Genomic DNA, 26,247 nt, shown 5'->3' on the forward strand with positions numbered 1-26,247 from the left:
GAGCGGCCACCGTCACCTCCGGAACTTCGGGTCGAGTGCCTCACGCAACGACTCACCGAGCAGCGTGAATCCCAGCGCTGCCAACACGATCGCCAACCCGGGGAACAACGCGAGCTGCGGCGCGTATGTCAGTGCCGCCTGCATCTCCGTGAGCATCCTGCCCCACTCCGGCACCGAAGGGTCGGCGGTGCCGAGGCCGAGGAACGACAGGCCGGCCGCGTCCACGATGGCCGTGGCGAGGGTCAGCGTTCCCTGCACGATCACCGGCGAGAGCGAGTTCGGCAGCACGTGCTTCAACGTGATGTCGCGTCTCTAGATGCCGATGGACCGGGCTGCCAGCACGTAGTCGGACTCCCGCTGCGCCAGCATCGAGCCGCGGAGCATGCGGGCGAAGATCGGTACGTTCACCACGGCGATGGCGATCATCACCGCCTTCAGGCTGGCCCCGATCGCCGCGGCCACACCGATCGCGAACAGCAGCCCGGGCACCGCGAGCATGATGTCGACCACTCGCATCACCAGCGTGTCGACCCAGCCGCCGAACGCGCCGGCGAGCAGGCCGAGCAGCGAGCCGACCGTCGCGCCGAGCAGTAGCGACACCACGGCGACGATCAGCGACTGCCTGGCCCCGTAGATGATCCTGCTGAGCTCGTCGCGGCCCTGGGTGTCCAGGCCGAGCCAGTGGTCGGCCGACGGACCCGGCACGTAGCTCGGTCGGACCTGGCTCAGGTCGGCCGCGTCCGGCGCGTACGGCGCGATCACAGGCGCGAAGATCGCGACGAGCAGGAACAGCAGCACGAGCACCGCGCCGACGATGGCCGACGGGTTGCTGCGCAGGCGCTTGAACGCCTCGCGCCACTGACCGCCGCCGCCGTCGTCCCCGCCGGTCTCGCCGACCGACGCTTCCGCTTGCGCGACCGTCATGAGGAGGCCTCCCGCGTGAGCATCGTAGCGAGCATGCAACCCGGCACGGCCCAGATCACCGCACGTGAGTGAGGAGCGGAGCGCGGGAGGTCGACGGAGAGCACCGTCATGTGCGCACCCGCACTCTCGGGTCGAGCAAGCCGTACGCGATGTCGACCATCAGGTTGATCAACACGTAGATCACCGAGCTGAACAGGATGAAGCCCTCGATGGTGGAGTAGTCATGTTTGAAGATCGCGTCCTTCATGAACGACCCCATGCCTGGTATCGCGAACACGGTCTCGGTGAGGATCGCGCCGGAGAGCAGCAGGCCCGCCTGCAGACCGATGATGGTCACGACCGGCAGCATCGCGTTGCGCAGGATGTGCCGCCCGCGGACCGTCTGCTTGGTCAACCCCTTGGCCTCCGCCGTGCGTACGTAGTCCTCGTTGACCACGTCGAGCACCGACGCGCGGGTGATGCGCGCGATGATCGCCAGCGGGATCGTGCCGAGCGCGATGCCCGGCAGAATCAGGTGCAGGAACGCGTCGAACGCTGCACCCAGGTTGCCGGTGATCAGGCCGTCGAACACGTAGAAGCCGGTGGGATGGTCCGCGGCTATCCGGATGTCCTGCCGGCCACTGTCCGGCAGGACCCCGAGCTTCACCGCGAACACGTACTTCAGCAGGTACCCGACCACGAAGACCGGGATCACCACGCCGACCAGCGACGAGCTCACCAGCACGCGGTCGAGCCACGAGCCGTAGCGGCGTGCCGCCAGGTACCCCAACGGGATGCCGACGAGCACCGCGAACAGCAGCGCCGCTACGGACAGCTCGATGGTGGCAGGGAAGCGCGTGTTGATCTCGTCCCACACCGGTTGCTGGGTCTGTACGGACACCCCGAAGTCGAGCCGGATCGCCCGACCGAGGAAGTGGACGTACTGCACCCACAGTGGTTCGTCGAGGCCGTACGCCTCGTTGAACTTCTCGATCTGCTCGGGTGTGGCCTTCTCCCCCAGGATCGCCTGCGCCGTACCTCCGGGCAGGTTGCGCACCCACACGAAGATCAGGACCGACAACCCGAGCAGGATCGGAATCAGCAGCAGCAGCCGCCGAACGATGAACTTCGCCACGTCAACGTTCCTCGGTAACCGTCACCGCGGCCGTACGTACCTTCCCGCTACTCACCGATGGTGACCGGCGCAAAGCTCTCCCCGCCGACCGGGCTCGGCACGTAACCCTTGACCTTCGGGTTGACCGCGACACCGGGCTTGGTGTGCGCGTACGGCACGCCGGGCACGTCCTTCATGACTAGGCGGTTGATCTCCTCGTACATCTTGGCGCGCTTGTCCGCATCGGTCTCGGTCTCCGCAGCGTTCAGCTTGTCGGAGATCTCCGTGCCTGCCTCCAGGCCGAACTGCGGCTGGTTGCCCTGGAAGAAGGTACCGAGGAAGTTGTCCGCGTCACCGAAGTCGCCGGTCCAGCCGAGCAGGTAGATCGGCGCCTTGCCGGCCTGGGTCGTGGTGGTGTACCCGCCGTCCCACGGCTCCGACTTCGGCTTCACCGTGAAGCCCACCTTCTCCAGGTCGCGCTTGAACGCCTGGAAGTTCGCCGCCGGGTCCGGCATGTAGGGCCGCGACACGTTCGTCGGGTAGTAGAAGTCGATCGTGAGGTCCTCGACGCCGGACTCCTTGATCAGCTGCTTCGCCTTGGCCGGGTCGTAGTCGTACTTCTGCACGTCGTCGGCGTACCCGACGAGCGACTTCGGCATGAACTCGTGCGCCACCTCGGCGCCCTCGTCGTACTTCGCCTTCAGCAGCGCCTCACGGTTCAGCGCGTGCGCCACCGCCTGCCGGATCTTCGGGTTGTCGAACGGCTTCTTCTTCTGATTGAAGCCGACGTACGCGACGTTGAACGAGGGTCGCTCGAGCACCTTGAAGTCTTGTTCCTCCAACGGCTGCACGTCGCCGGGCGACACGTTGTCGTACGCGTCGATCTCGGCGGACTCCAGTGCCTGCCGCCGCGCGGAACCGTCCGGCATCGGCCGGATCACGATGTCCTTCAGCTTCGGCTTCTTGCCCCAGTAGTCCTCGTTCCTGACCAGCTCGAGCTTGTCGCCGCGCGACCAGCTCTTCAGCTTGAACGGCCCGGTGCCGACGGGGTTCTTGTTCCCGAAGCTGCCTTCGAAGCGGGGCTGGTCAGGTGAGCCGCCGACCTCGTCCGCGTCGTACTGCTTCAGCGCCTTCGGGCTCGCGATGGAGAACGACGGCAGCGACATCGCGGAGATGAACGCCGACGACGGCGTATTCAGGTTGACGACCGCGACGTTCTCGCTCTCCGCCTCGCACGACTTGTAGAGGCTGTCGGCCCTCTTGTCGGCGAACGCGCCGAACACCGTGCGAAGTAGTAGGCAGCCGTCTGCTGCGCCAGGTTCTTGAAGTTGAACCACCGCTCGAAGTTCGCGCAGACCGCCTTCGCGTTGAGCGGCGTGCCGTCGGTGAACTTGACGTCCGCGTGCAGCTCGAACTTCCAGCTCTTGCCACCCTTGACGGGTGAGTACTTCTTCGCGAGCAGCGGCTCGATGTCGGTGCGGCCCGGCTTGGTGACCACGAGGGTCTCGAAGATCTGTCGGATCGGTCGCAGCGATTCCCCGTCGCTGACGTACGCGCCGTCCAGGGTTACCGGATCGGACGAGGCACCGTAGACGAACGTCGAACTGCCGCTCGTGCCACCAGTGCCACCAGTGCCACCGTCGCCGCCGCCGCAGCCGACGGTGACGGCGAGCAGGCTCCAGAGATACGTTGCTTCATGGCTCACCTCATGCAGGCTTCGCGCCGGATCACGGCGCCGGTCTGGCGAGAGACTAGTGGTTGGGGTTCTCGCCGGCCAACACCCCCGGCACTTCCTGTTTGGCCTGCGCCGGTAACGATTCGGCAAGCCTTTGCCCGTTGCACCGAATGCCGCACGCTGCGCGCTACTCACCGCCTTCCTGTCGCCGCCGAGTTGCATGCTGCGCCGGCGGTGCGGTAGTGACCCGACCCGGCGACCGCCGTCGCCGGTCCGGAGGTGCCGGTCGCCGGGGACGCTGATGTACTACCACCTGTGGCACCGAGACGACCGGAGATCCGATGAGCGCGTCGCAACCGCCGGCCGGCCTGGCCCGCCGCCTCGGCACGGTCGACGCGGTGGCGATCGGCCTCGCCTCGATGATCGGTGCCGGTGTCTTCGCCGCGTTCGGTCCGGCGGCCGAGGCGGCGGGGGCAGGCCTGCTCGCCGGGCTCGCGGTGGCGGCGGTCATCGCGTACTGCAACGCCGTCGCGTCCGCGCAACTCGCAGCGGCGTACCCGGTGTCCGGCGGCACGTACGTCTACGGCAGGGAGCAGCTCGGCCACTGGTGGGGGTTCACCGCCGGCTGGGGGTTCGTGATCGGCAAGACCGCCTCCTGCGCCGCGATGGCCCTGACGTTCGCGGCGTACGCGGTGCCGGAGCCGCAGTGGTTACGGCGGGTGGTCGCCGTGGTTGCAGTGCTCGCGCTCGCCGCCTTGAACTACCGCGGCGTCACCCGTACGGCGAAGGTCGCGGTGGTGCTCGTGGCGCTGACGGTCACCGCGCTCGGCGTGTTCGTCGGCACCGCCGTCACCGGCGAAGGCGCCACGCCCACGCACCTGGCCGGCTGGGCACCGACCGGCGCGGGCGACCTGTACGGCATCCTGCAGGCCGCCGGGTTGTTGTTCTTCGCCTTCGCCGGTTATGCCCGGATGGCGACCATGGGTGAAGAGGTACGCGACCCAGGCATCACGTTGAAGCGCGCCATCCCGTTCGCGTTGGGCATCACCGTGGTCGTGTACGCCACGGTGGGCACCGCCGCGCTGTTCGCCGTCGGCCCGGCGCAGCTCGCGGAGTCCGCGTCGCCGCTCGTCGAGGCGAGCCGCGACGCGGTCGCGCCGTTCGTACGCGCTGGCGCGGCCGTCGCGAGCCTCGGCGCCCTGCTGGCGCTGCTCGCCGGCATCGGGCGCACCGCCCTCGCGATGGCCAGGGAGCGCGACCTGCCGCACTGGCTGGCGGCGGTGCACGAACGCACCCAGGTACCGCACCACGCGGAGATCGCGCTCGCGGTCGTCGTCTGCGTGCTCGTGCTCACCACGGACCTGCGCAACGCACTCGGCTTCTCCTCGTTCGGGGTACTTGTCTACTACGCGGTGGCGAACCTCGCCGCCTTCACCCAGCCCCGCGAGCAACGCAGCTACCCCCGCGCCCTCAACGTGCTCGGCGTCGTCGGCTGCGTGACGCTCGCCGCCACCCTGCCGGTCACTGCGGTGCTGGCTGGCGTCGGCGTCTTCGCGGTGGGCCTGGTCGGCCGGCTGGTCGTCCGCCGGCTACGCCGGTCCGCGACCTGAGCGTCGCCGCGGCGGCCGGCGCGGCGTAGGGTGGCTGTGCCGGGTATCGCTACGCAGGGAGGAATCGTTGATCGAGTTCGAGGGTGGACTGCCGGAGCTGAACTCACCCACCCTCATCGCCGCGTTCGAAGGCTGGAACGACGCGGCGGACTCGGCGACCGGCGTAGTCGAGCACCTCGAGGACGTCTGGAAGGCCGAGCCGTTCGCGGCGTTGGACCCGGAGGACTACTACGACTTCCAGGTCAACCGGCCACAGATCTCGCTGGACGAGGACGGCCTCACCAGCACCATCGCCTGGCCGTCCACCCGGCTGTCGATCGCCAGGCCGCCGCTGGCGCCGTGCGACATCGTGCTGGTACGCGGCATCGAGCCTTCGATGCGGTGGCGGCAGTTCTGCGCCGACATCCTGGACATCGCCGAACAACTCGGCGTGCACACGATCGTCACTCTCGGTGCGTTGTTGGCGGACTCGCCGCACACCCGCCCGGTGCCGGTCACCGGCACCACGAGCAACCCGGAGCTGCAGGAGGAGCTCTCCCTGGAGCCGTCCAGGTACGAGGGTCCCACCGGGATCGTCGGCGTGCTGCAGAACGCGGCGACCGAGGCCGACCTGCGCGCGGTGTCGTTCTGGGCCGCGGTGCCGCACTACGTCGCGCAGCCGCCGTGCCCGAAGGCGACGCTCGCGCTGCTGCGGCACCTCGAGGAGCTGCTCGACTCCCCGCTCCCCCTCGGTGAGCTGACCGAGCAGGCGGAGGCCTGGCAGCGCGGCGTCGACGAGCTCGCCAGGGAGGACGCCGAGGTGCGCGAGTACGTGGAGTCGCTGGAGGAGCAGCGCGACGCGACCGACCTGCCCGAGGCGTCCGGGGAGGCCATCGCGAAGGAGTTCGAGCGCTACCTGAAGCGCCGGCAGCGCGACGAGGGCCCTGGGCACGGGCCGCTCGGCCCCGGCGGTGGCCCGACCGGGCCGGTCTGAGCACCCGCCGAAGAAAACCCGGTGCCGTGCGGTGGCGGCTGCGCTAGCGTCACCGCCCATGACACTCCCCAGGACCCGCCCACCACACGCCGCCGACGAACGCACCCAGCTCGTCGGCTGGCTGGACCTGCAGCGCGCGATCGTGCTGTGGAAGTGCGAAGGCTCCTCCGACGCGGACGCCCACCGCCCAGTGCTGCCGTCGTCGCCGCTGATGACCGTGGCGGGCATCGTGGCGCACCTGCGCTGGGTGGAGCACACCTGGTTCGAGGTGCTCTTCCTCGGCCGGTCGAGCGCCGACAACCCGCAGTTCGCGGACGAGCCCGAGGACGCCGACATGCGCGTCGACGGGGTGCCGCTGGCCGAGCTGGTCACCGCGTACGAACGGGCGTGCGCCACGTCGAACGAGATCGTCGCCGCGCACTCCCTGGACGACGTCGGCAGCCGCCGGCACCACACGGACGACTCGCCCAGCCTCCGGTGGATGCTGATCCACATGGTCGAGGAGACGGCCAGGCACGCCGGCCACCTGGACACGATCAGGGAGCTCCTCGACGGCCGCACCGGCTACTACTGACCGCGCGGCCGGAGTCCGTCAGAGCGCGAGGCCGAGCAGCGCGTCGGCGGTGGCTCGGACCAGGGCGGGCGCCTCGGTGTCGTCGCCCTCGCCGCGGTGGACGGCGCTGGCCCAGGCGTCCACCGCGGCCACCGTGCCCGGTGCGTCCAGGTCGTCCGCCAGGCGGGCGCGTACGGTGTCGAGCACTGCGCGTCCGGACGGGCCGCGGGTCGCGGTGACGGCGCGCCGCCAGCTGTCCAGCGTGGTGGCCGCCCGGGTGAGCAGCTCGTCGGTCCACGCCCAGTCGCTGCGGTAGTGCTGGCCGAGCACGCCCAGCCGCACCGCCATCGGGTCGGTGCCGGCCTCGCGCAGCTTCGACACGAAGACCAGGTTGCCGCGCGACTTCGACATCTTCTCGCCGTCCAGCCCGACCAGGCCGGCGTGCGCGTACACCTCGGACACCGGCTGTCCGGTCGCCACCCGGGCGTGCGACGCGCTCATCTCGTGGTGCGGGAACACCAGGTCGCGGCCGCCGGCGGTCACGTCGAAGTCGGGGCCGAGCCGGTTCAGGCCGATGGTCGCACACTCCACGTGCCAGCCCGGCCGGCCGGGGCCGAACGGCGAGTCCCACGACGGCTCCCCCGGCCGTACGGCACGCCACAGCAGCGGATCGACCGGGTCCTGCTTGCCGGCCCGGTCGGGGTCGGCGCCGTTGTCGCGCGACAGGTCCACCATCGCCGCGTGGTCCAGGTGCGACAGCGAACCGAACTCGGCGTCCACGCTCACCGGGAAGTACAGGTCGCCCTGCACGTCGTAGACGGCGCCCTTGCCCTTCAGCTCGTCGATGAACTCGGTGATCTCCGCGACCGCCTCCACCGCGCCGATGAACGCGTCCGGGGTGAGCATGCGCAGCGCCGTCATGTCACCGCGGAACCTGTCCACCTCGCGCGCAGCCAGCTGCTGCCAGTCCTCGCCGTCCCTGGCCGCCCGCTCGAGCAGCGGGTCGTCGACATCGGTGACGTTCTGCACATACGTCACCCGGCGTCCGGCGTCCTGCCAGGCCCGCACGGCCAGGTCCCAGGCGATGTACGTCGCCGCGTGGCCCATGTGGGTCGCATCGTACGGCGTGATCCCGCACGCGTAGATCCGCGCCGTGTCACCGGTGGGCGTCGGCCGCAGCCGGCCGGTCGCCGTGTCGAAGAGGACGAGTTGCGGTCCCTGACCTGGGAGTCGGGGCACGGGGGGCGCGGTCCACGAGTCCATGTCGCAGAGCCTAACCATCCGGGCGGGTGGATGGCTCCCTCAGGAAGCGCCGGCTCCGTCACACTGCGCGGCCGCCGCCGGTCAGAACGGTGGCCACGGGACGGCCGGCCACTCGTCCGACGGCTCCGGGTACCGGCCGGTGTGCAGCAGCCGGTCCACCCTCGCCCTGGTCGCGGCGACCTCCTCGGGCGCGAGCAGCCGACCGAGCCGCTGCGCCAGCCCGGCGCCAGGGCTGAGCTGGTCACGCAGGCTGCCGAGCACCGCGGTGGCCTCGTCGTCGAGCTCGTCGCCTGCCCACTGCCACAGCACCGTGCGGAGCTTGTCTTCGGCGGCGAAGCAGACCCCGTGGTCGACGCCGTAGACGTGCCCGTCCGGTATCGGCAGCAGGTGCCCGCCCTTGCGGTCCGCGTTGTTCACGACAGCGTCGAACGCCGCCATCCGCTTCAGCTGCGGCACCGACGAACGGATCAGCGCCACCAGGTCGACGGTCTCGTCCACGTCGATCCACTGCTGGCACATGCCGGGGCCGAACGGCCCGTCGTCGCGGTACACCGTCGGCGGCACCAGCCGCCAGCCGCTGGCCGCGGACACGGCGTACGCGGCGACCTCGCGGTACGCGAGCGTGCCGGTCGGGAAGTCCCACAGCCGGCGCTCGCCCTTGATCGGCTTGTAGACACAGGTGAGTCGGTCGTCGCCGAGCGCCGCCTCGCAGTAGAAGGTCGCGTTCGACGCGTCGACGAGCCGGCCGACCAGCTCCAGCTCGCCCTGTCGGAGCAGCCGCATCGGCTCGCCGTCGCAGGAGCGGGCGACGTCTGGCTCTGGCACGCCGGTCAAGTCGCCGGACGCTTGCCGTTGGTGCGCGGGCAGACGTGGCCCTCGGTGTCCAGCGGCAGCCCGCAGAACGGGCACGCCGGCCGGCCCGCGTTGACGAGCGCCTGCGCGCGCTTGCTGAACGCACGGGCGGCACCGGGGTCGAGGTACACCCGCAACAGGTCGGGACCCTCGTCCTCATCGGTGGGCGGCGGTGCGGGGGCCGGCTCCTCCTCGTCTTCTTCCTCCTCCTCGGTCTCCCCGCCCGGTGCCTCGGCCTCGATCACGACGCTCTCGTTGTCTGCGTCCCAGGCAAGGGTGAGCTTGGCGACCCTGAACTCCTCGAGGATCGGCTGGTCCAGCGGCTCCAGGTCCTCGCTGCCGGCCGGCGGCATCGCGGGTATCGGGGCGGCGCCACCGGTCGCGCGCAGCACCTCGTCGAGCAGCTCCTCCAGCTTCTCCGCGAGCAGCGTCACCTGGACCTTCTCCAGGACCACGCTCGTCACCCTGCTGCCCGTCCGCGCCTGCAGGTAGAACGCCCGGTCCCCGGGCTCGCCGACGGTGCCGGCGACGAAGCGTTCCGGGTGGTCGAAGTTGAAGACCTGTCGCGGCATAACGAGAACCCTAACCTCACTTCGTGACGCGTTCGCCCACGCTGGCAGGTGGAGGCGCCGGCGACGCCGCGCTGCGCTCGACAGCAGCCTATTCGCACCCGTCCGTCGCCGGACGGCCACCGCCTGGGTGTCAGCCCGTGCCGCCGCCGACCACCGCGTCGCTGCCACCGCTACGGCGCTTGCGCTTGCGCTTGGGGGCGGGCAGCAGGTCGTCGACGTAGCCGCCGCGGTCGTTCTGCCGCACCACGAACGGACGCATGTCGGTGTAGCGGATCACCGTCAGCGAGCACGGGTCGATCTGGATCCGCTGGAACAGGTCCAGGTGCAGGCCGAGCGCGTCGGCGACGATCGCCTTCAGCACGTCGGCGTGGCTGCAGACCAGGTACGTGGCGTCGGTGCCGAGCTCCGCGTTCCAGTCGCGGATCGCCGTCACGGCCCTCGCCTGCAGCTCGCGCAGGCTCTCTCCGCCTGGGAACCGGACGGCGCTCGGGTGCGCCTGTACGGTCTTCCACAGCGGTTCCTTGCCCAGCTCGCGCAGCTCCCGGCCCTCCCACTCGCCGTAGCGCACCTCGCCGAGCCTGCGGTCGGTGCGTACGCGCAGCCCGCGCCGGCCGTCGCGCAGCATGCCCGCGGTCTGCTTGCACCGTTCCAGCGGGCTGCTGATGATCGCGGACAGCGGGACGGGCGCGAGCCGTTCGGCCAGCTGCGTCGCCTGTGCCCTGCCGGTCTCGTCCAGGCGGACACCCGGCGTCCAGCCGGCGAGCACGCCCGCGGTGTTCGCGTCGGTGCGGCCGTGCCGCACCAGCAGCACGGTCGTCACTGGCCAGCCACGGGCATCGGGACACTCACCGCCACGCCGGCCACCTTACGCGATCATGGACGCGGGAACGAGAGAATGCCGCCATGCTGGTCGACCGCGCACTGTACCGCCACGGGCAGCGAGAACACGCCCCCGACGACCTCGGCGAGGCGCTGCGCACCGCACGCGCCACCGGTGCGTTCCTGTGGGTCGGCCTGTTCGAGCCGGCGGAGTCCGAGCTCGACGACGTCGCCCGCGAGTTCGAGCTGCACCCGCTGGCCGTGGAGGACGCGGTGAGCGCGCACCAGCGGCCGAAGCTGGAGCGGTACGAGCACACCCTCTTCTGCGTGCTCAAGACCATCCAGTACATCGACGAGACGTCCGACATCGAGGTCGGCGAGATCATGGTGTTCGCCGGCGACGGGTTCATCGTCACCGTCCGGCACGGCGAGGGCAACCCGCTCGGCGACGTGCGGCGGCGGCTGGAGACGTCGGAGGACCGGGTGCTCACGCACGGCTCCGCAGCGGTCTTCTATGCGGTGATGGACCGGGTGGTCGACTCGTACGAGGAGGTCGTCGTCGAGCTGGAGAGGGACATCGACGAGGTCGAGCAGAGCGTGTTCTCTGCGGCGCGAACCAACGACGCCGAGCGGGTCTACAAGCTCAAGCGCGAGATCCTGGAGTTCCGCCGGTCCGTCGTGCCGCTCGTCGACCCGGTCGACGACCTCGCCACCGCACACCCGCACGTACCGGACGAGGCCCGGCCGTTCTTCCGCGACGTGCACGACCACCTGCTCCGCGTGCGGGAGCGGGTGGACGAGTTCGACGCCCAGCTCACCGACATCCTGAACGCGAACCTCGCGCAGGTGAGCGTGCGGCAGAACGACGACATGCGCAGGATCACGGCCTGGGTCGCGATCGTCGCCGTGCCCACGCTGATCGCCGGCATCTACGGCATGAACTTCACCCACATGCCGGAGCTCCACTGGACCCTCGGGTACCCGTTCGCGCTGCTGCTGATGGCGGGGATCTGCGTGTCGCTCTACGTCGCGTTCCGCCGCAGCGGCTGGCTGTGAGCACGACGTAGGGTGGCCGGGTGAGCCCGAGGATTGCGACCAACACCACCGTCGACCGTGACCAGCTGCTCGACTTCCTGCGCGCCCGCAAGCACGGCATCCTGCTGACCACCCGGTCGGACGGCCGCCCGCAGGCGTCGCCCGTGACGTACGGCGTGGACGGCGCCGGGCGCATCGTCGTCTCCACGTACCCCGAGCGGGCGAAGGCCAAGAACGCCAGGCGGCGGCCGCAGGCGAGCTTCCTCGCGCTGTCGGCCGACTTCGACGACGAGTGGGTGCAGGTCGACGGCACAGCGGACGTCGTCGACGGCCCGGACGCCGTGGACGCCTTGGTGGAGTACTTCCGGGTGATCGCCGGCGAGCACCCGGACTGGGACGAGTACCGCACGGCCATGCAGCGGCAGGGCAAGGTGCTGTTGCGGCTGGAGATCACCCGCTGGGGCCCGATCGCAACCGGCGGGTTCCCCGCACACCTGACCCAGTAGCCGCCCGGGTCAGAAGCGGTCCAGGGCGGCGAGCACCGGGCGGCCGGCGTCCTCGGTGGCCAGCTGCTCCGCGAGGGCCAGTGCCCGGTGCCGGTACGAGTCGCGGGTGACGGCGTCCTCGATGGCGGCGGCGAGAGTCTCGCCGGACAGCCGGCGGTACGGGACCGGTGCGGGTCCCACCCCGCACGCGGCCAGCCGGTCGGCCCAGAACGGCTGGTCGATGACCAGTGGCACCGTCACCGGCGGCACGCCGGCACGCCGGGACGCCGGCACGCAGCGCGGCCGCGGTCGTGCCCGCGCCCGCGTGGTGGACCACGGCGGCCACCCGAGGGAACAGCCGGTCGTGCGGCACCTCGCCGACGGTGCTACCCGGTCGCGGCCAGGCCGCCGAGCGCCGTCGGCGGCCGGCCGGCCAGCGCGCGGAACTCCCGGTCGAGGTGCGCGTGGTCGTAGTAGCCGTACGTGGCGGCAACGTCGGCGAGCGTGCCGTGGCCGCCGCGGGCGAGTGCCCACCTGGCCCGGTCGAACCGCACGACACGCGCGGCGGCCTTCGGCGTCAGCCCGAACTCCCGCTGGAACCGCTGGCCGAGGTGTCGGCGGCTCCAGCCCACCTCACCGGCCAGCTCGTCCACCCGTACGGCGCCGCCGGCGGCAAGCAGCCGGCGCCACGCGTGGGCGACCTCGGGGGCGGGCCTGGGCGCGCCGTGCAGCCGCCGGGCCAGCACGTCGTCGAGCAGGGCGAACCGGCTCGACCACCCGCGCGCACCCGCGAGCCGCTCGGCGAGCTCGTCGCCGAACCGGCCGAGCACCTCGGCCACCGGCACCACTTCGCCGGTCAGCTCGCCAGGCGGCATCCCGAACACGGCGCGGGCCACCAGCGGGTCGAGGTCGACCTGCACGCCGGCCTGGTGCCCGTCGTGGCCGATCACCCCGTGCTCCGCGTGCAGGCCGGCCACGAACGACACGTACGTGCCGCCGGCGGAGCGGCCCGGCATCTGCTCCATCCGCAGCGGGTCGCCGAAGCTGAGGATCACCGTGAGCTTCGGGCCCGGGAACACCTGGTCGGTGGTCGGCGCGCCGGTGTGCAGCACGAACCCGTGGTAGTCGACGCCGGCCAGCGGCGGGGCGGGCGTCTTCGTCCAGGTGCGCCACTGCCCGCGGTGGATGCCGTACGAGATCTCCGCGTCGTCCACTCTTCGAGTGTGCCGGACGCCGCCGACAGTCTGCTAGCGCGCTTCGAGCACCCCGGTGAACACCAGCCCGAGCACCAGTGCGCCGAGGGCGATCCGGTAGACGACGAAGACGACGGTCGAGTGCTTCGCGAGGAACCGCAGCAGCCAGGCGATGGCCGCGTAGCCGGAGATGAACGAGAACACCGTGGCGACCACCGTCGGCACCCAGCCCACGCCGGTGACGGCGAGCGCGTCCTTCAGCTGGAACAGGCCGGACGCGACGACGGCGGGGATGCTCAGCAGGAATGAGTAGCGTGCCGCGGCGGCGCGGTTGAGCCCCATGAAGAGGCCGCCGGTGATCGTCGACCCCGACCTGGAGACGCCGGGGATCAGCGCGAGCACCTGGAACGAGCCGAGCACGATCGCGTCCTTCGCGTTCAGGTCCTCGAGCGGCCGCTCCTTCTTGCCCACCCGGTCGGCGATGAAGAGCACGATGGCGAACACGATCAGCACCGTGCCGGTGATGCGTAGGTCCCTGGCGGCCGTCTCGATCTGGTCCCTGAACACGAACCCGCAGATGCCGATGGGGATGGTGCCGAGGCCGATGTACCAGCCCATCCGGGCGTCCAGGTCGCTGCGCAGCTCCCGGCGGACCAGGCTGCGCGCCCAGGTGGAGACGATCCTGATGATGTCGCGCCAGAAGTACACGACCACCGCGAGCATGGTGCCGAGCTGGATGACGGCGGAGAACGCGGCACCGGGGTCCTCCCAGCCGAGGAACGCCGGCACGATCCGCAGGTGCGCGGTACTCGAGATGGGGAGGAACTCGGTGAGCCCTTGCACGATGCCGAGCACGATCGCCTGCACCAGATCCACGCCGGGTGATCCCCTCGAGGTAGGAAGAGTCGTCGGGCCGCGGTCAGCTTAGGCAAGGGGCGGCACCGCCCAGGTACCGGGTGGGCATGCCCGCAGCGGGTGTGCCGGCAGGGCACAGATAACCTCAACGATCATGGAGCAGCGACACCTCGGCCGTAGCGGCTTGCGCATCTCCCGGATCGGTCTCGGCACCGCCAGTTGGGGGCGCCAGGTCGACCAACACGAGGCGGGCGAGCAGCTCCGCGCGTTCCTGGACGCCGGCGGTACGTTCGTCGACACCGCCGACGTCTACGGGCACGGCGAGAGCGAGCGCATCATCGGCGCCCTGCTGGCCGAGGTCGTCGACCGCGAGGAGCTGGTGCTCGCGTCCAAGGCGGGCGTCGTGGACAGCGACCGCGGCACAGACAGCTCCCGGCGGCACCTGCTGCGTGCCCTGGACCAGACGCTGGCCAGGCTCGGTACGGACCACGTGGACCTGTGGCACCTGCACCACTGGGACCCGCACACCCCGTTCGAGGAGACGCTCGCCGCGTGCGACGACGCCGTCGGCTCCGGCCGGGCGCGCTACGTCGCCGTGTCGAACTACTCCGGCTGGCAGACGGCGACGCTGGCCGCGTGGCAGCGCGCGTCCGGCAACTCGGCGGCGCAGCTCGTCGCCACTCAGGTCGAGTACTCGCTGCTGCGCAGGGACCCGGAACGCGAGGTCTTCCCCGCGGCGGCGACGCACGGCCTCGGCGTGCTCGCCTGGGGGCCACTCGGCCGCGGCGTGCTCACCGGGAAGTACCGCGGCGGCGGCATGCCGGCGGAGTCGCGGGCCGCCACCCCGCAGCTGGAGCCTTACGTGCGGCCGTACCTGGGCGAGGAGCACAGCCGGGTCGTGAACTCCGTGGTCACCGCGGCGGAGGGCCTGGACACCACGCCGCTGCAGGTCGCGCTCGCCTGGGTGCGCGACCGCCCGGGCGTGGCCTCGGCCGTCGTCGGTGCCCGCACCGCCACCCAGCTGCGCGCGTCGCTGCAGGCCGAGGAGATCACGCTGCCGGAGGAGATCCGCCGCGCGCTGGACGACGTCTCCGCGTTCACCGCCTGACGCGGGTCAGCCGGCCGAGCGGCGGGCCAGCTCGGCCTCCCCCGCCTGCCGCATGGCCGCGACCGGGGCGCCCTTGCCGGTCATCAGCTCGACCTGACACGCCGCCTGGTGCAGCAGCAGCTCGAAGCCGCCCACCACCGTGCCCCCGCCGGCCTGCACTGCGGCGGCCAGCGCGGTCGGCCACGGCGCGTACGCGACGTCGAACAGCGCGCGGATGCGCCCGGCCTCGGCTGCCAGGGCGTCGGTCGCCCCGCCAGGCACCGTGGAGACCACCAGGTCCGCCGCGGCAAGGGCGTCAAGGCCTGGCCAGGCGACGAACGTGCAGGCCAGGCCGAACCGCTCGCTGACCTCGCGCAGCTCGCCGGCCCGTGCCTGGCTGCGGACGACGGCCGTCACCGAGGTGCAGCCCAGCTGTGCCAGGGCCGCGGCGGCCGAGCACGCCGTCGCCCCGCCGCCGAGCAGCACTGGTGCGCGTGGGGACCCGAGGCCGGCGGCGGTGAGCGCGGTCGCCAGGCCGGGCACGTCGGTGTTGTCCGCCCGGCGGCCGTCGCCGGTGAACAGCAGCGTGTTGGCCGCGCCCACCTTCGTGGCCAGCGGCGTCACCGCGTCCGCGACCGTCAGCGCCACCCGCTTCAGCGGCATGGTAAGCGACAGGCCGACCCAGCGCTCGTCCAGGCCGGCGACGAACGCCTCGAGCTCGTCCTCCGCGCACTCGACCGCCGTGTACGACCAGTCCAGGCCGAGGGCCGCGTACGCGGCCGTGTGCAGGGCGGGCGACAGCGAGTGGGCCACCGGCGACCCGAGCACCGCCGCGTGTCTGTCCACCATGCAGCGAACCCGCTCAGCTGTTCCGCTTGTACTCGTTCTTGAACCGCTGGAACTCCTGCGGATCATCGGTGAACTTCGTCTCACCCGTCTTCGGGTTCGTGGTAACGAAGTACAGCCAGTTGCCCGGCGTCGGGTTCAGCGCGGCCTTCAGCGCCGCCTTGCCCGGGCTGTCGATCGGCCCTGGTGGCAGGCCCTTGTACTTGTACGTGTTGTACGGGGACTTCACCTTCAGGTCCTCGTAGGTGACCTTCAGGTGGTTGCGGCCGAGCGCGTAGGTCACCGTGCTGTCGAACTGCAGCTTCATGCCCTCGTCGACCCGGTTGTAGACGACGCGGGACACCTTGCCGAAGTCCTTCTCCTTGCCTTCCGCCTCCAACAGGCTGGCCAGCGTCACCACCTGGTGGATGGTCAGCCCGCGCTTCTTCGCCTGCTCCTTGAGCTCCAGGTTGAGCTCCTCCTGCTTGTAACGCTGCACCATGGTGCGCAGGATCGAGGTCGCCGTGGCGTTCGGCGGGAACAGGTAGGTGGCGGGGAACAGGTATCCCTCGATCTTGTCGTTCGCCGACGGTGGCAAGCCGAGCTTGTCCGGCTGTTTCGCCGCCGCGTGGAACTTCGACAGCGGGATGTCGGTCTTCTTGGCGAGCAGCTCGCCGACCTTACTCGCCCGCATGCCCTCGGGGATGGTGATCTGCCACTGCACCTTCGCGGACGGGTCGAGCAACCGGTTCAGCGCCAGCTTCGCCGCCATCCGTTTGCGCAGCTGGTAGTGGCCGGGCTGCACCTTGTACGAGTCGGGGTTCTCGTTCGCCGCTTCCTCGAACGCCTTGGCGCTCTTCACCACCCCGCGCTTCTCCAGCTTCATGCCCACCGAGCCGAGCGACTCCTGCTCCTGGACCTGCACCATCACCCTGCCGGTGCCCCTGCCCTTGTAGTCGGGCACCACGGTCAGCTTCTGGTAGACCTGGTAGCCGCCCCACACCGTGCCGCCGAGGATCACGACCACCACCAGGAAGGCGACGGTTGCTGCGATCCGCGCCCGGCGGCGCCGGCGGCGCTCCTTACGCCGGCGACGTGCGAGTCGCCGGCTGTGTGGCCGGACTTCTTCTTCCGAGCTGAAGCCGAGGTCGAGGTTGTTCATCCATCTCCAGGCACGATCTGGCCGGGCGGCTCCCCGACTCGCCGCTCAGCGTCGAGTGCACTCTGCAAGATGACGACTGCCGCCATCCGGTCAACAACCTTACGACGAGAACGCCCGTCGACCCCAGCGGCACGCAACCCGTGCTCGGCGGTCACGGTACTCAACCGTTCGTCTACGAGGCGCACAGGCACGGGCGCGATCTGGCGTGCCAACGCGTTCGCGTACTCCCTCGCGGCCGCCGCGGCCGGCCCTTCCCTGCCGGACAGCGACAGCGGGAGGCCGACCACCACCTCGATCGCCGCGCGCTCGTCCACCAGCCGGGCCAGCGCCTGCTCGTCGCCGCGGCCGCGGTCCAGCGTCGCCACCGGGCTCGCCAACACGCCCGCAGGGTCGCAGCTCGCCACACCGACCCGCACCGAGCCGACGTCGACGCCGAGCCGGGCGCCGCGCCGCAACGTCGTCGCGCCGCTCACTGGCCGCCGGCTCGCTCTCGCACCAGCGCTGCCACTGCCTGCAGCGCGTCGGTCACGGCCTCCGGCCGGCTGCCGCCGCCCTGCGCGATGTCGTCCTTGCCGCCACCGCCGCCGCCGAGCGCGTTCGCGCCGACACCGACCAGCTCGCCGGCGCGCAGCCCACGCTCCCGGCCGGCATCGGTGACCGCGACGACCAGCACCGGGCGTTCCTCGTTGACCGCCGCCACCGCGGCGACCGCCGGACGACTGCCGAACCGCCGGCGCAGGTCCGTCACCAACTTGCGCAGGTCGTCACCGGTGGTGCCGTCGGGCGCACGATGCGTCACGAGTGCCACGCCCGCCACGTCCGCCGCGGAGTCCGCCAGCTCGCCGGCCTGGTCGAGCAGCTGCGCCGCACGCAGCCGGGCGATCTCCTTCTCCGCGTCACGCAGCCGGGTCATGGTCTGCGCGACCCGGTCCGGCAGGTCCGCGCGCGGCGCCTTCAGCAGGTCCGCCAGCTGCGAGACCAGCAGGCTCTCCCTGCTGAGGTAGTTCATCGCGTCGGTGCCGACGAGCGCCTCGACGCGGCGCACCCCGGACCCGATGGACGACTCCCCCAGCAGCTTCACCACGCCGAGCAGCGAGGTGTGCTCGGTGTGCGTGCCGCCGCAGAGCTCGAGCGACCAGTCACCGCCGACGGAGACGACGCGCACCTCGTCGCTGTACTTCTGCCCGAACAGCGCCATCGCGCCCATCCCGAGCGCCTCGTCCTTCGGCATCACCGCCGCCTGGACCTCGAGGTTCTCCACGACCAGGTTGTTGATCCTGTCCTCGGCGTCCTGCACGGCGTTCGCCGCGAGCGACGTCTGCGACGTGAAGTCGAAGCGCAGCCGGCCGGGCGCGTTCTCCGAGCCGGCCTGGGTCGCTGTCTCGCCGAGGATCTCGCGTACCGCCTTGTGCACCATGTGCGTCGCCGTGTGTGACCGGGCGATCGACCGCCGCCTGGTCAGGTCGATCTCGCCGAGCGCGGTGTCGCCGACACGCAGCTCACCCTCGAGGACCTTGCCGCGGTGCACGATCAGCCCCGCGACCGGGGACTGGACGTCCGCCACGTCCACCGTGGCGGTGTCCGTGCGCACCCGGCCGTGGTCGGCGAGCTGACCGCCGCTCTCCGCGTAGAACGGGGTGCGGTCGAGCACCACCTCGACCTGGCTGCCGGGGCCGGCGACGTACACCGACTCGCCGTCGACGAGCAGGCCGAGCACCTTCGCCTCGGCCGACCAGTCGGTGTAGCCGAGGAACTCGCTCCTGCCCGCCGTGCCGAGCAGCCGCGAGTACACGGACATGTCGACGTGGCCGGTCTTCTTCGCCTGCGAGTCCGCCTTCGCCCGCTGCCGCTGCTCGTCCATCAGCGTCGCGAAGCCCGCCTCGTCGACGCTCAGGCCCTGCTCGGCCGCCATCTCCAGGGTGAGGTCGATGGGGAAGCCGTAGGTGTCGTGCAGCTGGAACGCCTCCGCACCGGCCAGCTGGGTACGCCCGGCGCGCTTGGTCTGGCCGACCGCTTGCTCGAAGATCTGGGTCCCGGTGCGCAGCGTCTCGCGGAACGCCTCTTCCTCGTTGTAGACGACCTGCGACACCCGCTGCCAGTCGCGGTCGAGCTCCGGGTACGTCTCCTGCATCTGCGCCTTGGACAGCGGCAGCAGCTCCGGCATGGTCGGCTCGTCCACACCGAGCAGCCGCATCGCTCGTACGGCGCGGCGCAGGATGCGCCGCAGCACGTACCCGCGGCCCTCGTTGCCCGGCACCACGCCGTCACCGACGATCATCAACGCGGTGCGGACGTGGTCGGCGACCACCCGCAGCCGCACGTCGTCCTCGTGGTCCGCGCCGTAGCGCCTGCTCGCCAGGTCCGCCGCCCGGTCGAGCACCGGCCGCACCTGGTCAGTCTCGTACAGGTTCTCGACGCCCTGCAGGATGTACGCGACCCGCTCCAGACCCATCCCGGTGTCGATGTTCTTCGCCGGCAGCTCGCCGAGGATCGGGTAGTCCTCCTTGCCGGTGCCCTCGCCGCGGATGTTCTGCATGAAGACGAGGTTCCACAGCTCCATGTAGCGGTCCTCGTCGACCTCGGGGCCGCCGTCGGGGCCGTACTCGGGGCCGCGGTCGTAGAAGATCTCGCTGCACGGGCCACAGGGGCCGGGCACGCCCATCGACCAGTAGTTGTCCGCCATGCCGCGGCGCTGGATCCGCTCCTCGGGCAGGCCGGTGACCCGCCGCCAGATCTCGGCCGCCTGGTCGTCGTCGTGGTAGACGGTCGGCCACAGCCGGCTCTCCTCGAAGCCGTACCCACCCTCGGACTGCGGCTTCGTGACCAGCTCCCAGGCGAACTGGATCGCCTCTTCCTTGAAGTAGTCGCCGAACGAGAAGTTGCCGTTCATCTGGAAGAACGACGCGTGCCGCGTGGTCTTGCCGACCTCGTCGATGTCCAGCGTGCGCACGCACTTCTGCACCGACACCGCGCGCGCGTACGGAGGTTGCTCGTCGCCGAGGAAGTAGGGCTTGAACGGCACCATGCCGGCGTTCACGAACAGCAGCGTCGGATCGTCGAACGGGAGAGCGGCCGAGGGCACGACCGTATGACCGCGCTCCTCGAAGAAGCGCACGAACCTTCGTGCGATCTCTGCCGTCCGCATCGCTGTCTACCTCTCGCTGTCGTTGTCGGTGACCGCTCCCGCCGCGGTCAACGCCCGTCGTTCCCTACCAGCATCGACGACCGCGCCGGCCTGCGACGAACCGATTTCCCTGCGGCCCTCGTACGCCTCCAGCTCGGCCGCGATCTCCCGCACCGCGAAGGCAAGGGTCACCGCCTCGAACGCGGCGCGCTGCCAGGTCGCGCGGCGCTGTCTGCGCCGCCGCCGGCGGCCGAGTCGCCGCGTGGCGACGACGCCGAGCACGAAACCGACGGCGACATACCTGCTCGGCCGGTTCATCGGTCCCTCCGTGATGAGTGCCCAGGAAGCTCCCGACCCTACCGCCGCCGGTGCGGGTCACGGCCGCCGGCCGGGACGCCGTACGGAACGGTGCGTCGGGTGCTACCGGTCCCCCGCATCGTCGGCCGCGGGTTCCCGGGACGCCGGCTGCCCGCGGAGGATGCCGCGGATGCGGTCGAGCACGTCCCCGTAATGGCGCTCCGCACCATGCGTGGTCGGCTGGTAGTACTGCCTGTCCACTACCGTATCCGGCGCGTACTGCTGCTCGACGACGCCACCCGGGTGGTCGTGCGGATAGCGGTAGCCGGTGCCGTGCCCGAGCTTCTTCGCGCCCTGGTAGTGCGCGTCGCGCAGGTGCGTGGGTACGAGGCCGGCCTTGCCCTGCCGGACGTCCGCCATCGCCTCGCCGATCGCCTTGGTGACCGCGTTGGACTTGGGCGCGAGCGCCAGGTGTACGACGGCGTGCGCAAGCGTCAGCGACGCCTCGGGGAAGCCGATCATGGCCACCGCGTCCGCCGCCGCGACCGCCGTCGGCAGCGCCGTCGGGTCGGCCATCCCGACGTCCTCGCTGGCCAGGATCACCAGCCGCCTGGCGATGAACCGCGGGTCCTCCCCCGCCTCGATCATCCTGGCCAGGTAGTGCAGCGCGGCGTCCACGTCGCTGCCCCGCAGGCTCTTGATCAGCGCGCTCGCGACGTCGTAGTGCTGGTCGCCGTCGCGGTCGTACCGCACGGCCGCCCGGTCGACCGCCTGGGCGAGCACGTCGAGCGGCACCTCCGTCATGCCGCGGCTGGTCGCCGCTCCGGCCGCCGCCTCCAGGTAGGTCAGCACCCGGCGCGCGTCGCCGCCGGCCAGCCGCACCAGCTGGTCCTCGGTCTCCGGCGGCAGGGTGACGTCGCCGCCGAGGCCCCGCGGCTCGGTGAGCGCCCGGTGGACGACAGTGCGGACATCGTCGCCGCTGAGCGGCTCGAGCGACAGCAGCAGCGACCGGGACAGCAACGGGCTGACCACGGAGAAGAACGGGTTCTCCGTGGTCGCGCCGATGAAGGTCACCCAGCGGTTCTCCACCGACGGCAGGAGGGCATCCTGCTGCGTCTTGTTGAACCTGTGCACCTCGTCGACGAACAGCACCGTCTGGCGGCCGGTGAGGCCCATCTCGCGCCTGGCCTCCTCGACCACGGCACGGACGTCCTTCACCCCGGCCGTCACCGCGGACAGCTCGACGAACTTCCGCTTCGTCGCCAGCGAGACCACGTACGCCAGCGTCGTCTTGCCGGTGCCCGGCGGCCCCCACAGCAGCAGCGACATCGGCTGGTCGCCCTCGACAAGCCGGCGCAGCGGCGTGCCGGGACCGAGCAGGTGCTGCTGGCCGACCACGTCCTCCAGCGACCGCGGCCGCATCCGCACCGCGAGCGGCGCGTTCGACCCCTCGGCCTGCTCCCGCGCCTCCTCGAACAGGCTGTCTTGCCCGGACTCCGTCACGCGCTCACCGTAACGCGGTGCGCGGACACCGCCCGCGCCACCCGCGTCAGTCGCCGTGCTCGTGGTCGTGGCCGTCGTCGTGCTGGCTGGGCCTCGGCCGGGTGGACGACGGCGACGCCGTGTGTCCGTCGTGGCAGGTCGGTCGGTTGCCGCTCGGCGTCGACCGCGGCTCGCCCTGGCGGGCGTGCCCGCCGCCGCTGCCCCCGCCGTCCTCGTGGCCGTGCCCGTGGGTGAGGGCAGCCGCCGCCCCGGGCACCGCGAACGCCAACACGACCGTGGCCGTGCCTGCCAGCGCGACCCGGTAGCCACCGGTCGACAGGATGGCCAGCTGCTTGCGCGGGAGCAGGAACCAGGCGGCGGCGACCACCGCGACCGCCTCGAGCGCCATCGTCATGACGCCCGGCACGTCTACCGCCTCCGGCACACCGGCGTGCGGCCCGGCCGGTATCCCCCACACCCGGCTGACCGCCCAAAGCGCCATGAGCGCCGTGTTGAGCAGCAAGCCGACGGTGAGCACAGGTGACCGCGGGAAGAACACCACGGCCACTGCCCACAGCATCTGGAGTGTGGCACTCGCCAGGAAGAACACCCCGGACAGCGGCCACTCGGCCCAGTGCACCGGGGCAACCGCGGCATGCACCAAGTCGGCGCCCGCGGAGGCATAGGCCACGACGGACGCGGTCAGTCCGGTATCGGTCCCTCGCATCGCAGAACCTCTAAACGCTCGTCGCCTCCGCGATCGGCGAAAGGCGAGTTGTCCTCGGACATCCGTGACAGCACTCGCCCGGGGCGAGTCGAGCGGATCAGACCTGGATTACCTGCAGTGCACGGACGCCGTCGGGCGGTCTGGGTTCTCCGGCCGTCGCCGGCACGCTCACGACGTCTCCGGCGGCGGGCCCGCCACACCACCACGGCCCGGCCGCCGACACCACCGCGGCCACCTGCGGGCAGTCCAACCGGTACGGCGCCGGGTGACCGCAGTCCGACCGCTCAGGGGACGGGTGATCACTGTGGTGCAGCTGCGGGCCGCCGCCTGGCGCGGCGGTGTGCGAACGGTCCGTCGTGGCCGGACCGGCGGCATCAGCGGTGTGCAGGTGGCTGGCGCCGTGACCGAGCATCAGCATCGCCGTCGCCAGCACGCTGAGCACCGCGATGCTCGCGACCGCTACGACGCCGCGGGTCGATCTGGCTGGTCGCATCACGTGCCTTCGCTCATCGGAAGTGACGGACTCTAGGGAGCGGCTGCCGCATTGCCAAACGGGGTACGTGCGCCTTGCTGCCGTCGATGACCGGGTCACTACGGACCGCCACGGCCCCCTTCGCGCCGGTGCCGCTGGATACCGTACGAGGGTGCTCGCCGCGCTCGGTCGGTTCTGTTACCGACACCACCGTTGGATCGCCGCCGCTTGGCTGGCACTCGTCGTCGTCGGCTTCGGGCTGGGTTCCCAGGTCTTCGACCGGCTGACGGACACCGAGTACGCCGCGCCTGGCAGCGACTCGGTAAGGGGCAGCGACCTGCTTGCGGACGTCGCCGACGTCGGCGAGCAGGTGGTGGTGCTCGTCGACGACCACGAGGTGGACGACCCGCAGCTGCGTGCGGCCGTGCAGGACGCGGCGGCCGAAGTCCGCGACCAGCGGCACGTGCTGTCCGCCGTCAGCTGGTACGACGCCCCGAACCCGACCATGCGCGCCGAGGACGGGCGGGCGTCGCTTGTCCTGGTGGAGATCGACGACGACCTCACCGCCGACGAGGAGGACGCCGCGCACCACGAGCTCGACCGGCGGATGCGGGCGATCCACGACGACGTGCCGGGCGCCGAGGTCCGGATCGGCGGGCAGAACGCGGTCTTCGACGACGTCTCCGCGCAGGTCGAGCACGACATCAGGCGCGGCGAGCTGATCGCGTTCCCGGCCACCTTCGTGCTGCTCGTCGTGATCTTCACCGGTCTGGTTGCCGCGTTCATGCCGCTGGCCGGCGCGATCGCGGCGATCGCTGCTGGCGCTGCTCGGTTTCAGCTACGTCGTCGGCATCGACTCCAACGCCATCTCCATCACCACGATCATGGGCCTCGGCCTGTCCATCGACTACGCGTTGCTCGTGGTCAGCCGGTATCGCGAGGAACGCGGCAACGGGTTGCCCGGCGAGAACGCGGCCAGCCGCACGGTCGCCGCCGCGGGCCGCACCGTGTGCTTCTCCGCGCTCACCGTCGCGGCCGCGCTGAGCGGCCTGCTGGCGTTCAAGACGGAGATGTTCCACGCCTTCGCCATCGCGGGCATCAGCGTGATCGTGGTCGCCGGCGCCGCGGCGCTCACCCTCGTCCCCGCCCTGCTCGGCCTGGCCGGCCGCTGGGTGCGGGTCCCCACCAAGCCGCTGCCAGACGACGGCTTCTTCTCCCGGGTCGCGCGTGGCACGCAGCGGGTCGCGCCGCTCGTGGCCGTCGGCGTGGCCGCGCTGCTGCTGCTCGCGGGCACGCCGTTCCTCGGCGTCAAGTTCGGTGGCGTGGACGCGTCCACGCTGCCGAAGAGCGCGGAGAGCCGGCAGGTGGTGGAGGTGCAGGAGGACCGCTTCCCCGGCGGTGACGCCGACCCCGTGCAGGTCGTCGCCGAGGTCTCCCGGGCGACGATGGCCGACTACGGCGACGACGTGGTGGCCGACCTGCCAGGCGTCGACCGGGTCGAGGCGCGCGCGGTCGGCAACGGCGTCGCGGTGCTCGACGTGCACACCGAGGCGGCCACCGGGGACGAGACGGACGAGGAGGTCGGCGAGCGGGTGGTACGCGACATCCGCGACCACCCGGCGGACTTCACCAGCCACGTCACCGGCTCGGCCGCGTTGTTGGTGGACATGAAGAAGGAGATCGGCGACCGGCTGCCCATCGGGCTGGGGATCATCGCGCTGACCACGTTCGTGCTGTTGTTCCTGATGACCGGTTCGCTGTTCATCCCGCTGAAGGCGATCGTCATGGACGTGCTCTCGCTCGGCGCCACCTTCGGCATGCTCGTGCTGGTGTTCCAGGAGGGTCACCTGTCCGGTCTGCTGAACTTCGACCCACCGGGCTCGCTCGACCTGTTCGTGCCGATCCTCGTGTTCGCGTTCGCGTTCGGGCTGTCCATGGACTACGAGGTCTTCCTGCTCTCCCGGATCAAGGAGGCGTACGACGCGACCGGCGACAACCGGCGTGCGGTGCAGCTCGGGCTGCAGCGCAGCGGCCGGATCATCACGTCGGCGGCGCTGCTGATCATCGTGGTCTGTGCCGGCTTCGTCAGTGCCGACCTGGTGATGATCAAGCAGATGGGCCTGGCGATGTGCGTCGCGGTGGCCGTGGACGCCACCTTCGTGCGGTGCCTGCTGGTGCCGGCGACCATGTCGCTGCTCGGCCAGGCCAACTGGTGGGCGCCGCGCTGGCTGTTCCGGGTGCACCAGCGGCTCGGCCTGCACGAGCATCCCGCGACGCCCACCGTGGCCGGGCCGCCGGCCCGCGATGGTGAGCCGGTCGCCGTCGGCGCGAGCAGGCAGCTGGTGCCGACGGCCGCGGGGCACGACGTGCCGCCGCAGGTCATCACAGGCAACGGCGAAGGGCCGGTGCTGCTGTTCTGGCCGGCGCTCGGCGTGCCCGCCGGCTACTACGCGCGCTTCGGCGAGGCGCTCGCCAGGCACGGCGTCACCGTCGCGCTCGCCGACCTGCCCGGCCAGGGCGACTCCACCGTCGACGCGCGTTACGCCGACTACGGTTACGCCGAGCTCGTCGACACCGACCTGGCCGCGGCCGTCGCCGCGCTACGGGAACGGTTCCGCGGCCGCAGGCTCCTGGTCGGTGGGAACAGCATCGGCGGCCAGCTCGCCGTGCTCTACGCCGCGAAGCACCCGGGCGAGGTGGACGGCGTGGTGCTGGTGGCGGCCGGCACCGTGTACTTCGCCGGCTTCACCGCGGTGCAACGCCGGCTCGCGGTGCTCGGCTACTCGCAGTTCGTCGCGGCGGTCAGCGCGGTCGCCGGGCACTGGCCTGGCGACCGGTTCGACTTCGGCGGCCGGCAGCCGGCGCGGCTGATGCGCGACTGGGCACGTAACGCGCGCAGCGGGCAGTACCGGCTCGGCGGCGTCGACTACGACCAGCTCTCATCGCCAGGGTCCGGGTGCCTGCGCTGGCCGTCTCCGTCGCCGGTGACCACCTGGCTCCCGCGGCGTCGATGGACCACCTCTGCGGCAAGCTGCGCAGCGCCAGGGTCGACCGCTGGCACTACGCGCCGGACGGCGTCGCACCCGGCCACCTGAAATGGGCCCGTAACCCGGACGCGGTCGCCGCGCACGTCGCCGACTGGATCGCCGGCGTCGGACTGCACGAGCCG

General features: G+C 71.3%; 25 protein-coding genes and 2 pseudogenes. 8 read left to right on the forward strand and 19 right to left on the reverse strand.

Translation table 11 applies throughout. The features are described 5' to 3' along the window. Nucleotides 1-12: 12 nt before the first annotated feature. The 4 genes and pseudogenes from GEV07_01000 to GEV07_01015 all read right to left on the reverse strand — a co-directional run bounded on the left by GEV07_01000 (nucleotide 13) and on the right by GEV07_01015 (nucleotide 3,914). Nucleotides 13-924 (reverse strand): annotated as a pseudogene (locus GEV07_01000) (ABC transporter permease subunit). A 106-nt stretch (nucleotides 925-1,030) separates the two neighbouring features. Next, the gene (locus tag GEV07_01005) at nucleotides 1,031-2,038 is read right to left on the reverse strand and encodes an ABC transporter permease subunit (GenBank protein ID MQA01344.1); all 1,008 of its coding nucleotides are present in this window, start codon (nucleotides 2,036-2,038) and stop codon (nucleotides 1,031-1,033) included. A gap of 47 nt (nucleotides 2,039-2,085) precedes the next feature. Next, the gene (locus tag GEV07_01010) at nucleotides 2,086-3,372 is read right to left on the reverse strand and encodes an ABC transporter substrate-binding protein (GenBank protein ID MQA01345.1); all 1,287 of its coding nucleotides are present in this window, start codon (nucleotides 3,370-3,372) and stop codon (nucleotides 2,086-2,088) included. Further along, nucleotides 3,213-3,914, reverse strand: a complete 702-nt coding sequence (locus tag GEV07_01015) for a hypothetical protein (GenBank protein MQA01346.1) — start codon at nucleotides 3,912-3,914, stop codon at nucleotides 3,213-3,215. Before GEV07_01015 ends, GEV07_01010 begins: the two co-directional genes overlap by 160 nt. A gap of 119 nt (nucleotides 3,915-4,033) precedes the next feature. Between GEV07_01015 and GEV07_01020 the strand changes: the two genes are divergently transcribed. The 3 genes from GEV07_01020 to GEV07_01030 all read left to right on the forward strand — a co-directional run bounded on the left by GEV07_01020 (nucleotide 4,034) and on the right by GEV07_01030 (nucleotide 6,849). Beyond that, nucleotides 4,034-5,302, forward strand: coding sequence for an amino acid permease (locus GEV07_01020; protein MQA01347.1), 1,269 nt, complete (start codon nucleotides 4,034-4,036; stop codon nucleotides 5,300-5,302). A gap of 67 nt (nucleotides 5,303-5,369) precedes the next feature. Next, the gene (locus GEV07_01025; GenBank protein ID MQA01348.1) at nucleotides 5,370-6,275 is read left to right on the forward strand and encodes a PAC2 family protein; all 906 of its coding nucleotides are present in this window, start codon (nucleotides 5,370-5,372) and stop codon (nucleotides 6,273-6,275) included. A 58-nt stretch (nucleotides 6,276-6,333) separates the two neighbouring features. Further along, nucleotides 6,334-6,849 (forward strand): DUF664 domain-containing protein, encoded by a 516-nt coding sequence (locus tag GEV07_01030; protein MQA01349.1) that lies wholly within the window; start codon nucleotides 6,334-6,336, stop codon nucleotides 6,847-6,849. An 18-nt stretch (nucleotides 6,850-6,867) separates the two neighbouring features. Here the strand turns inward: GEV07_01030 and GEV07_01035 are convergent, their stop codons facing one another. The 4 genes from GEV07_01035 to GEV07_01050 all read right to left on the reverse strand — a co-directional run bounded on the left by GEV07_01035 (nucleotide 6,868) and on the right by GEV07_01050 (nucleotide 10,335). After that, a complete protein-coding gene (locus GEV07_01035) occupies nucleotides 6,868-8,091 on the reverse strand; it encodes a cysteine--1-D-myo-inosityl 2-amino-2-deoxy-alpha-D-glucopyranoside ligase (protein MQA01350.1) in 1,224 nt (407 codons plus the stop codon). An 81-nt stretch (nucleotides 8,092-8,172) separates the two neighbouring features. Further along, on the reverse strand, nucleotides 8,173-8,874 hold the full coding sequence (locus tag GEV07_01040; GenBank protein ID MQA01351.1) for an SCO1664 family protein: 702 nt from the start codon (nucleotides 8,872-8,874) through the stop codon (nucleotides 8,173-8,175). 47 nt (nucleotides 8,875-8,921) lie between these two features. Continuing rightward, nucleotides 8,922-9,515 carry a DUF3090 family protein gene (locus GEV07_01045; GenBank protein MQA01352.1) on the reverse strand — a complete coding sequence of 198 codons (594 nt, stop codon included), beginning with the start codon at nucleotides 9,513-9,515 and terminating at the stop codon, nucleotides 8,922-8,924. Between the two features lie 130 nt (nucleotides 9,516-9,645). Next, nucleotides 9,646-10,335 (reverse strand): MSMEG_4193 family putative phosphomutase, encoded by a 690-nt coding sequence (locus GEV07_01050; GenBank protein MQA01353.1) that lies wholly within the window; start codon nucleotides 10,333-10,335, stop codon nucleotides 9,646-9,648. Between the two features lie 83 nt (nucleotides 10,336-10,418). Between GEV07_01050 and corA the strand changes: the two genes are divergently transcribed. Together corA and GEV07_01060 are read left to right on the forward strand one after the other, a co-directional pair. Then, the gene (gene corA / locus GEV07_01055) at nucleotides 10,419-11,390 is read left to right on the forward strand and encodes a magnesium/cobalt transporter CorA (protein ID MQA01354.1); all 972 of its coding nucleotides are present in this window, start codon (nucleotides 10,419-10,421) and stop codon (nucleotides 11,388-11,390) included. Nucleotides 11,391-11,410: 20 nt separating this feature from the next. Then, entirely contained in the window at nucleotides 11,411-11,875 is a 465-nt protein-coding gene (locus tag GEV07_01060; protein ID MQA01355.1) for a TIGR03618 family F420-dependent PPOX class oxidoreductase, read from the forward strand. An 81-nt stretch (nucleotides 11,876-11,956) separates the two neighbouring features. On the opposite strand, the pseudogene GEV07_01065 reads toward GEV07_01060, so the two are convergent. From GEV07_01065 to GEV07_01075, 3 genes and pseudogenes are all read right to left on the reverse strand, one after another. After that, nucleotides 11,957-12,239: pseudogene (locus tag GEV07_01065) on the reverse strand (glycosyltransferase). A gap of 1 nt (nucleotide 12,240) precedes the next feature. Then, complete coding sequence (locus GEV07_01070) at nucleotides 12,241-13,068, reverse strand: helix-turn-helix domain-containing protein (protein ID MQA01356.1); 828 nt, start codon at nucleotides 13,066-13,068, stop codon at nucleotides 12,241-12,243. Nucleotides 13,069-13,101: 33 nt separating this feature from the next. Next, nucleotides 13,102-13,923 (reverse strand): undecaprenyl-diphosphate phosphatase, encoded by an 822-nt coding sequence (locus GEV07_01075; GenBank protein ID MQA01357.1) that lies wholly within the window; start codon nucleotides 13,921-13,923, stop codon nucleotides 13,102-13,104. A gap of 133 nt (nucleotides 13,924-14,056) precedes the next feature. Between GEV07_01075 and GEV07_01080 the strand changes: the two genes are divergently transcribed. Beyond that, a complete protein-coding gene (locus tag GEV07_01080) occupies nucleotides 14,057-15,010 on the forward strand; it encodes an aldo/keto reductase (GenBank protein MQA01358.1) in 954 nt (317 codons plus the stop codon). Between the two features lie 6 nt (nucleotides 15,011-15,016). Here the strand turns inward: GEV07_01080 and GEV07_01085 are convergent, their stop codons facing one another. The 8 genes from GEV07_01085 to GEV07_01120 all read right to left on the reverse strand — a co-directional run bounded on the left by GEV07_01085 (nucleotide 15,017) and on the right by GEV07_01120 (nucleotide 23,099). After that, nucleotides 15,017-15,838, reverse strand: coding sequence for a shikimate dehydrogenase (locus GEV07_01085; protein ID MQA01359.1), 822 nt, complete (start codon nucleotides 15,836-15,838; stop codon nucleotides 15,017-15,019). Nucleotides 15,839-15,851: 13 nt separating this feature from the next. Further along, nucleotides 15,852-16,976, reverse strand: a complete 1,125-nt coding sequence (gene mltG / locus GEV07_01090) for an endolytic transglycosylase MltG (protein MQA01360.1) — start codon at nucleotides 16,974-16,976, stop codon at nucleotides 15,852-15,854. Then, nucleotides 16,973-17,431: a Holliday junction resolvase RuvX gene (gene ruvX, locus GEV07_01095; GenBank protein ID MQA01361.1), complete on the reverse strand. Its 459-nt coding sequence runs from the start codon at nucleotides 17,429-17,431 to the stop codon at nucleotides 16,973-16,975. Before ruvX ends, mltG begins: the two co-directional genes overlap by 4 nt. A gap of 14 nt (nucleotides 17,432-17,445) precedes the next feature. Further along, nucleotides 17,446-20,121 carry an alanine--tRNA ligase gene (gene alaS / locus GEV07_01100; GenBank protein MQA01362.1) on the reverse strand — a complete coding sequence of 892 codons (2,676 nt, stop codon included), beginning with the start codon at nucleotides 20,119-20,121 and terminating at the stop codon, nucleotides 17,446-17,448. Nucleotides 20,122-20,127: 6 nt separating this feature from the next. Then, a complete protein-coding gene (locus GEV07_01105) occupies nucleotides 20,128-20,418 on the reverse strand; it encodes a hypothetical protein (GenBank protein MQA01363.1) in 291 nt (96 codons plus the stop codon). A 102-nt stretch (nucleotides 20,419-20,520) separates the two neighbouring features. Then, complete coding sequence (locus GEV07_01110; GenBank protein ID MQA01364.1) at nucleotides 20,521-21,819, reverse strand: AAA family ATPase; 1,299 nt, start codon at nucleotides 21,817-21,819, stop codon at nucleotides 20,521-20,523. 127 nt (nucleotides 21,820-21,946) lie between these two features. Further along, nucleotides 21,947-22,606: a hypothetical protein gene (locus tag GEV07_01115; protein MQA01365.1), complete on the reverse strand. Its 660-nt coding sequence runs from the start codon at nucleotides 22,604-22,606 to the stop codon at nucleotides 21,947-21,949. Between the two features lie 97 nt (nucleotides 22,607-22,703). Continuing rightward, nucleotides 22,704-23,099 carry a hypothetical protein gene (locus GEV07_01120; GenBank protein MQA01366.1) on the reverse strand — a complete coding sequence of 132 codons (396 nt, stop codon included), beginning with the start codon at nucleotides 23,097-23,099 and terminating at the stop codon, nucleotides 22,704-22,706. On the opposite strand from GEV07_01120, the gene GEV07_01125 reads away from it, so the two are divergent. Both GEV07_01125 and GEV07_01130 read left to right on the forward strand, forming a co-directional pair. After that, the gene (locus GEV07_01125; protein MQA01367.1) at nucleotides 23,053-24,480 is read left to right on the forward strand and encodes an MMPL family transporter; all 1,428 of its coding nucleotides are present in this window, start codon (nucleotides 23,053-23,055) and stop codon (nucleotides 24,478-24,480) included. The two genes, GEV07_01120 and GEV07_01125, sit on opposite strands and share 47 nt — an antisense overlap. Then, nucleotides 23,852-26,173 carry an alpha/beta fold hydrolase gene (locus GEV07_01130; GenBank protein MQA01368.1) on the forward strand — a complete coding sequence of 774 codons (2,322 nt, stop codon included), beginning with the start codon at nucleotides 23,852-23,854 and terminating at the stop codon, nucleotides 26,171-26,173. The genes GEV07_01125 and GEV07_01130 overlap by 629 nt, the downstream gene beginning before the upstream one ends. Nucleotides 26,174-26,247: the final 74 nt, after the last annotated feature.

The organism is Streptosporangiales bacterium, assembly GCA_009379825.1.
Lineage (GTDB): Bacteria > Actinomycetota > Actinomycetes > Streptosporangiales > WHST01 > WHST01.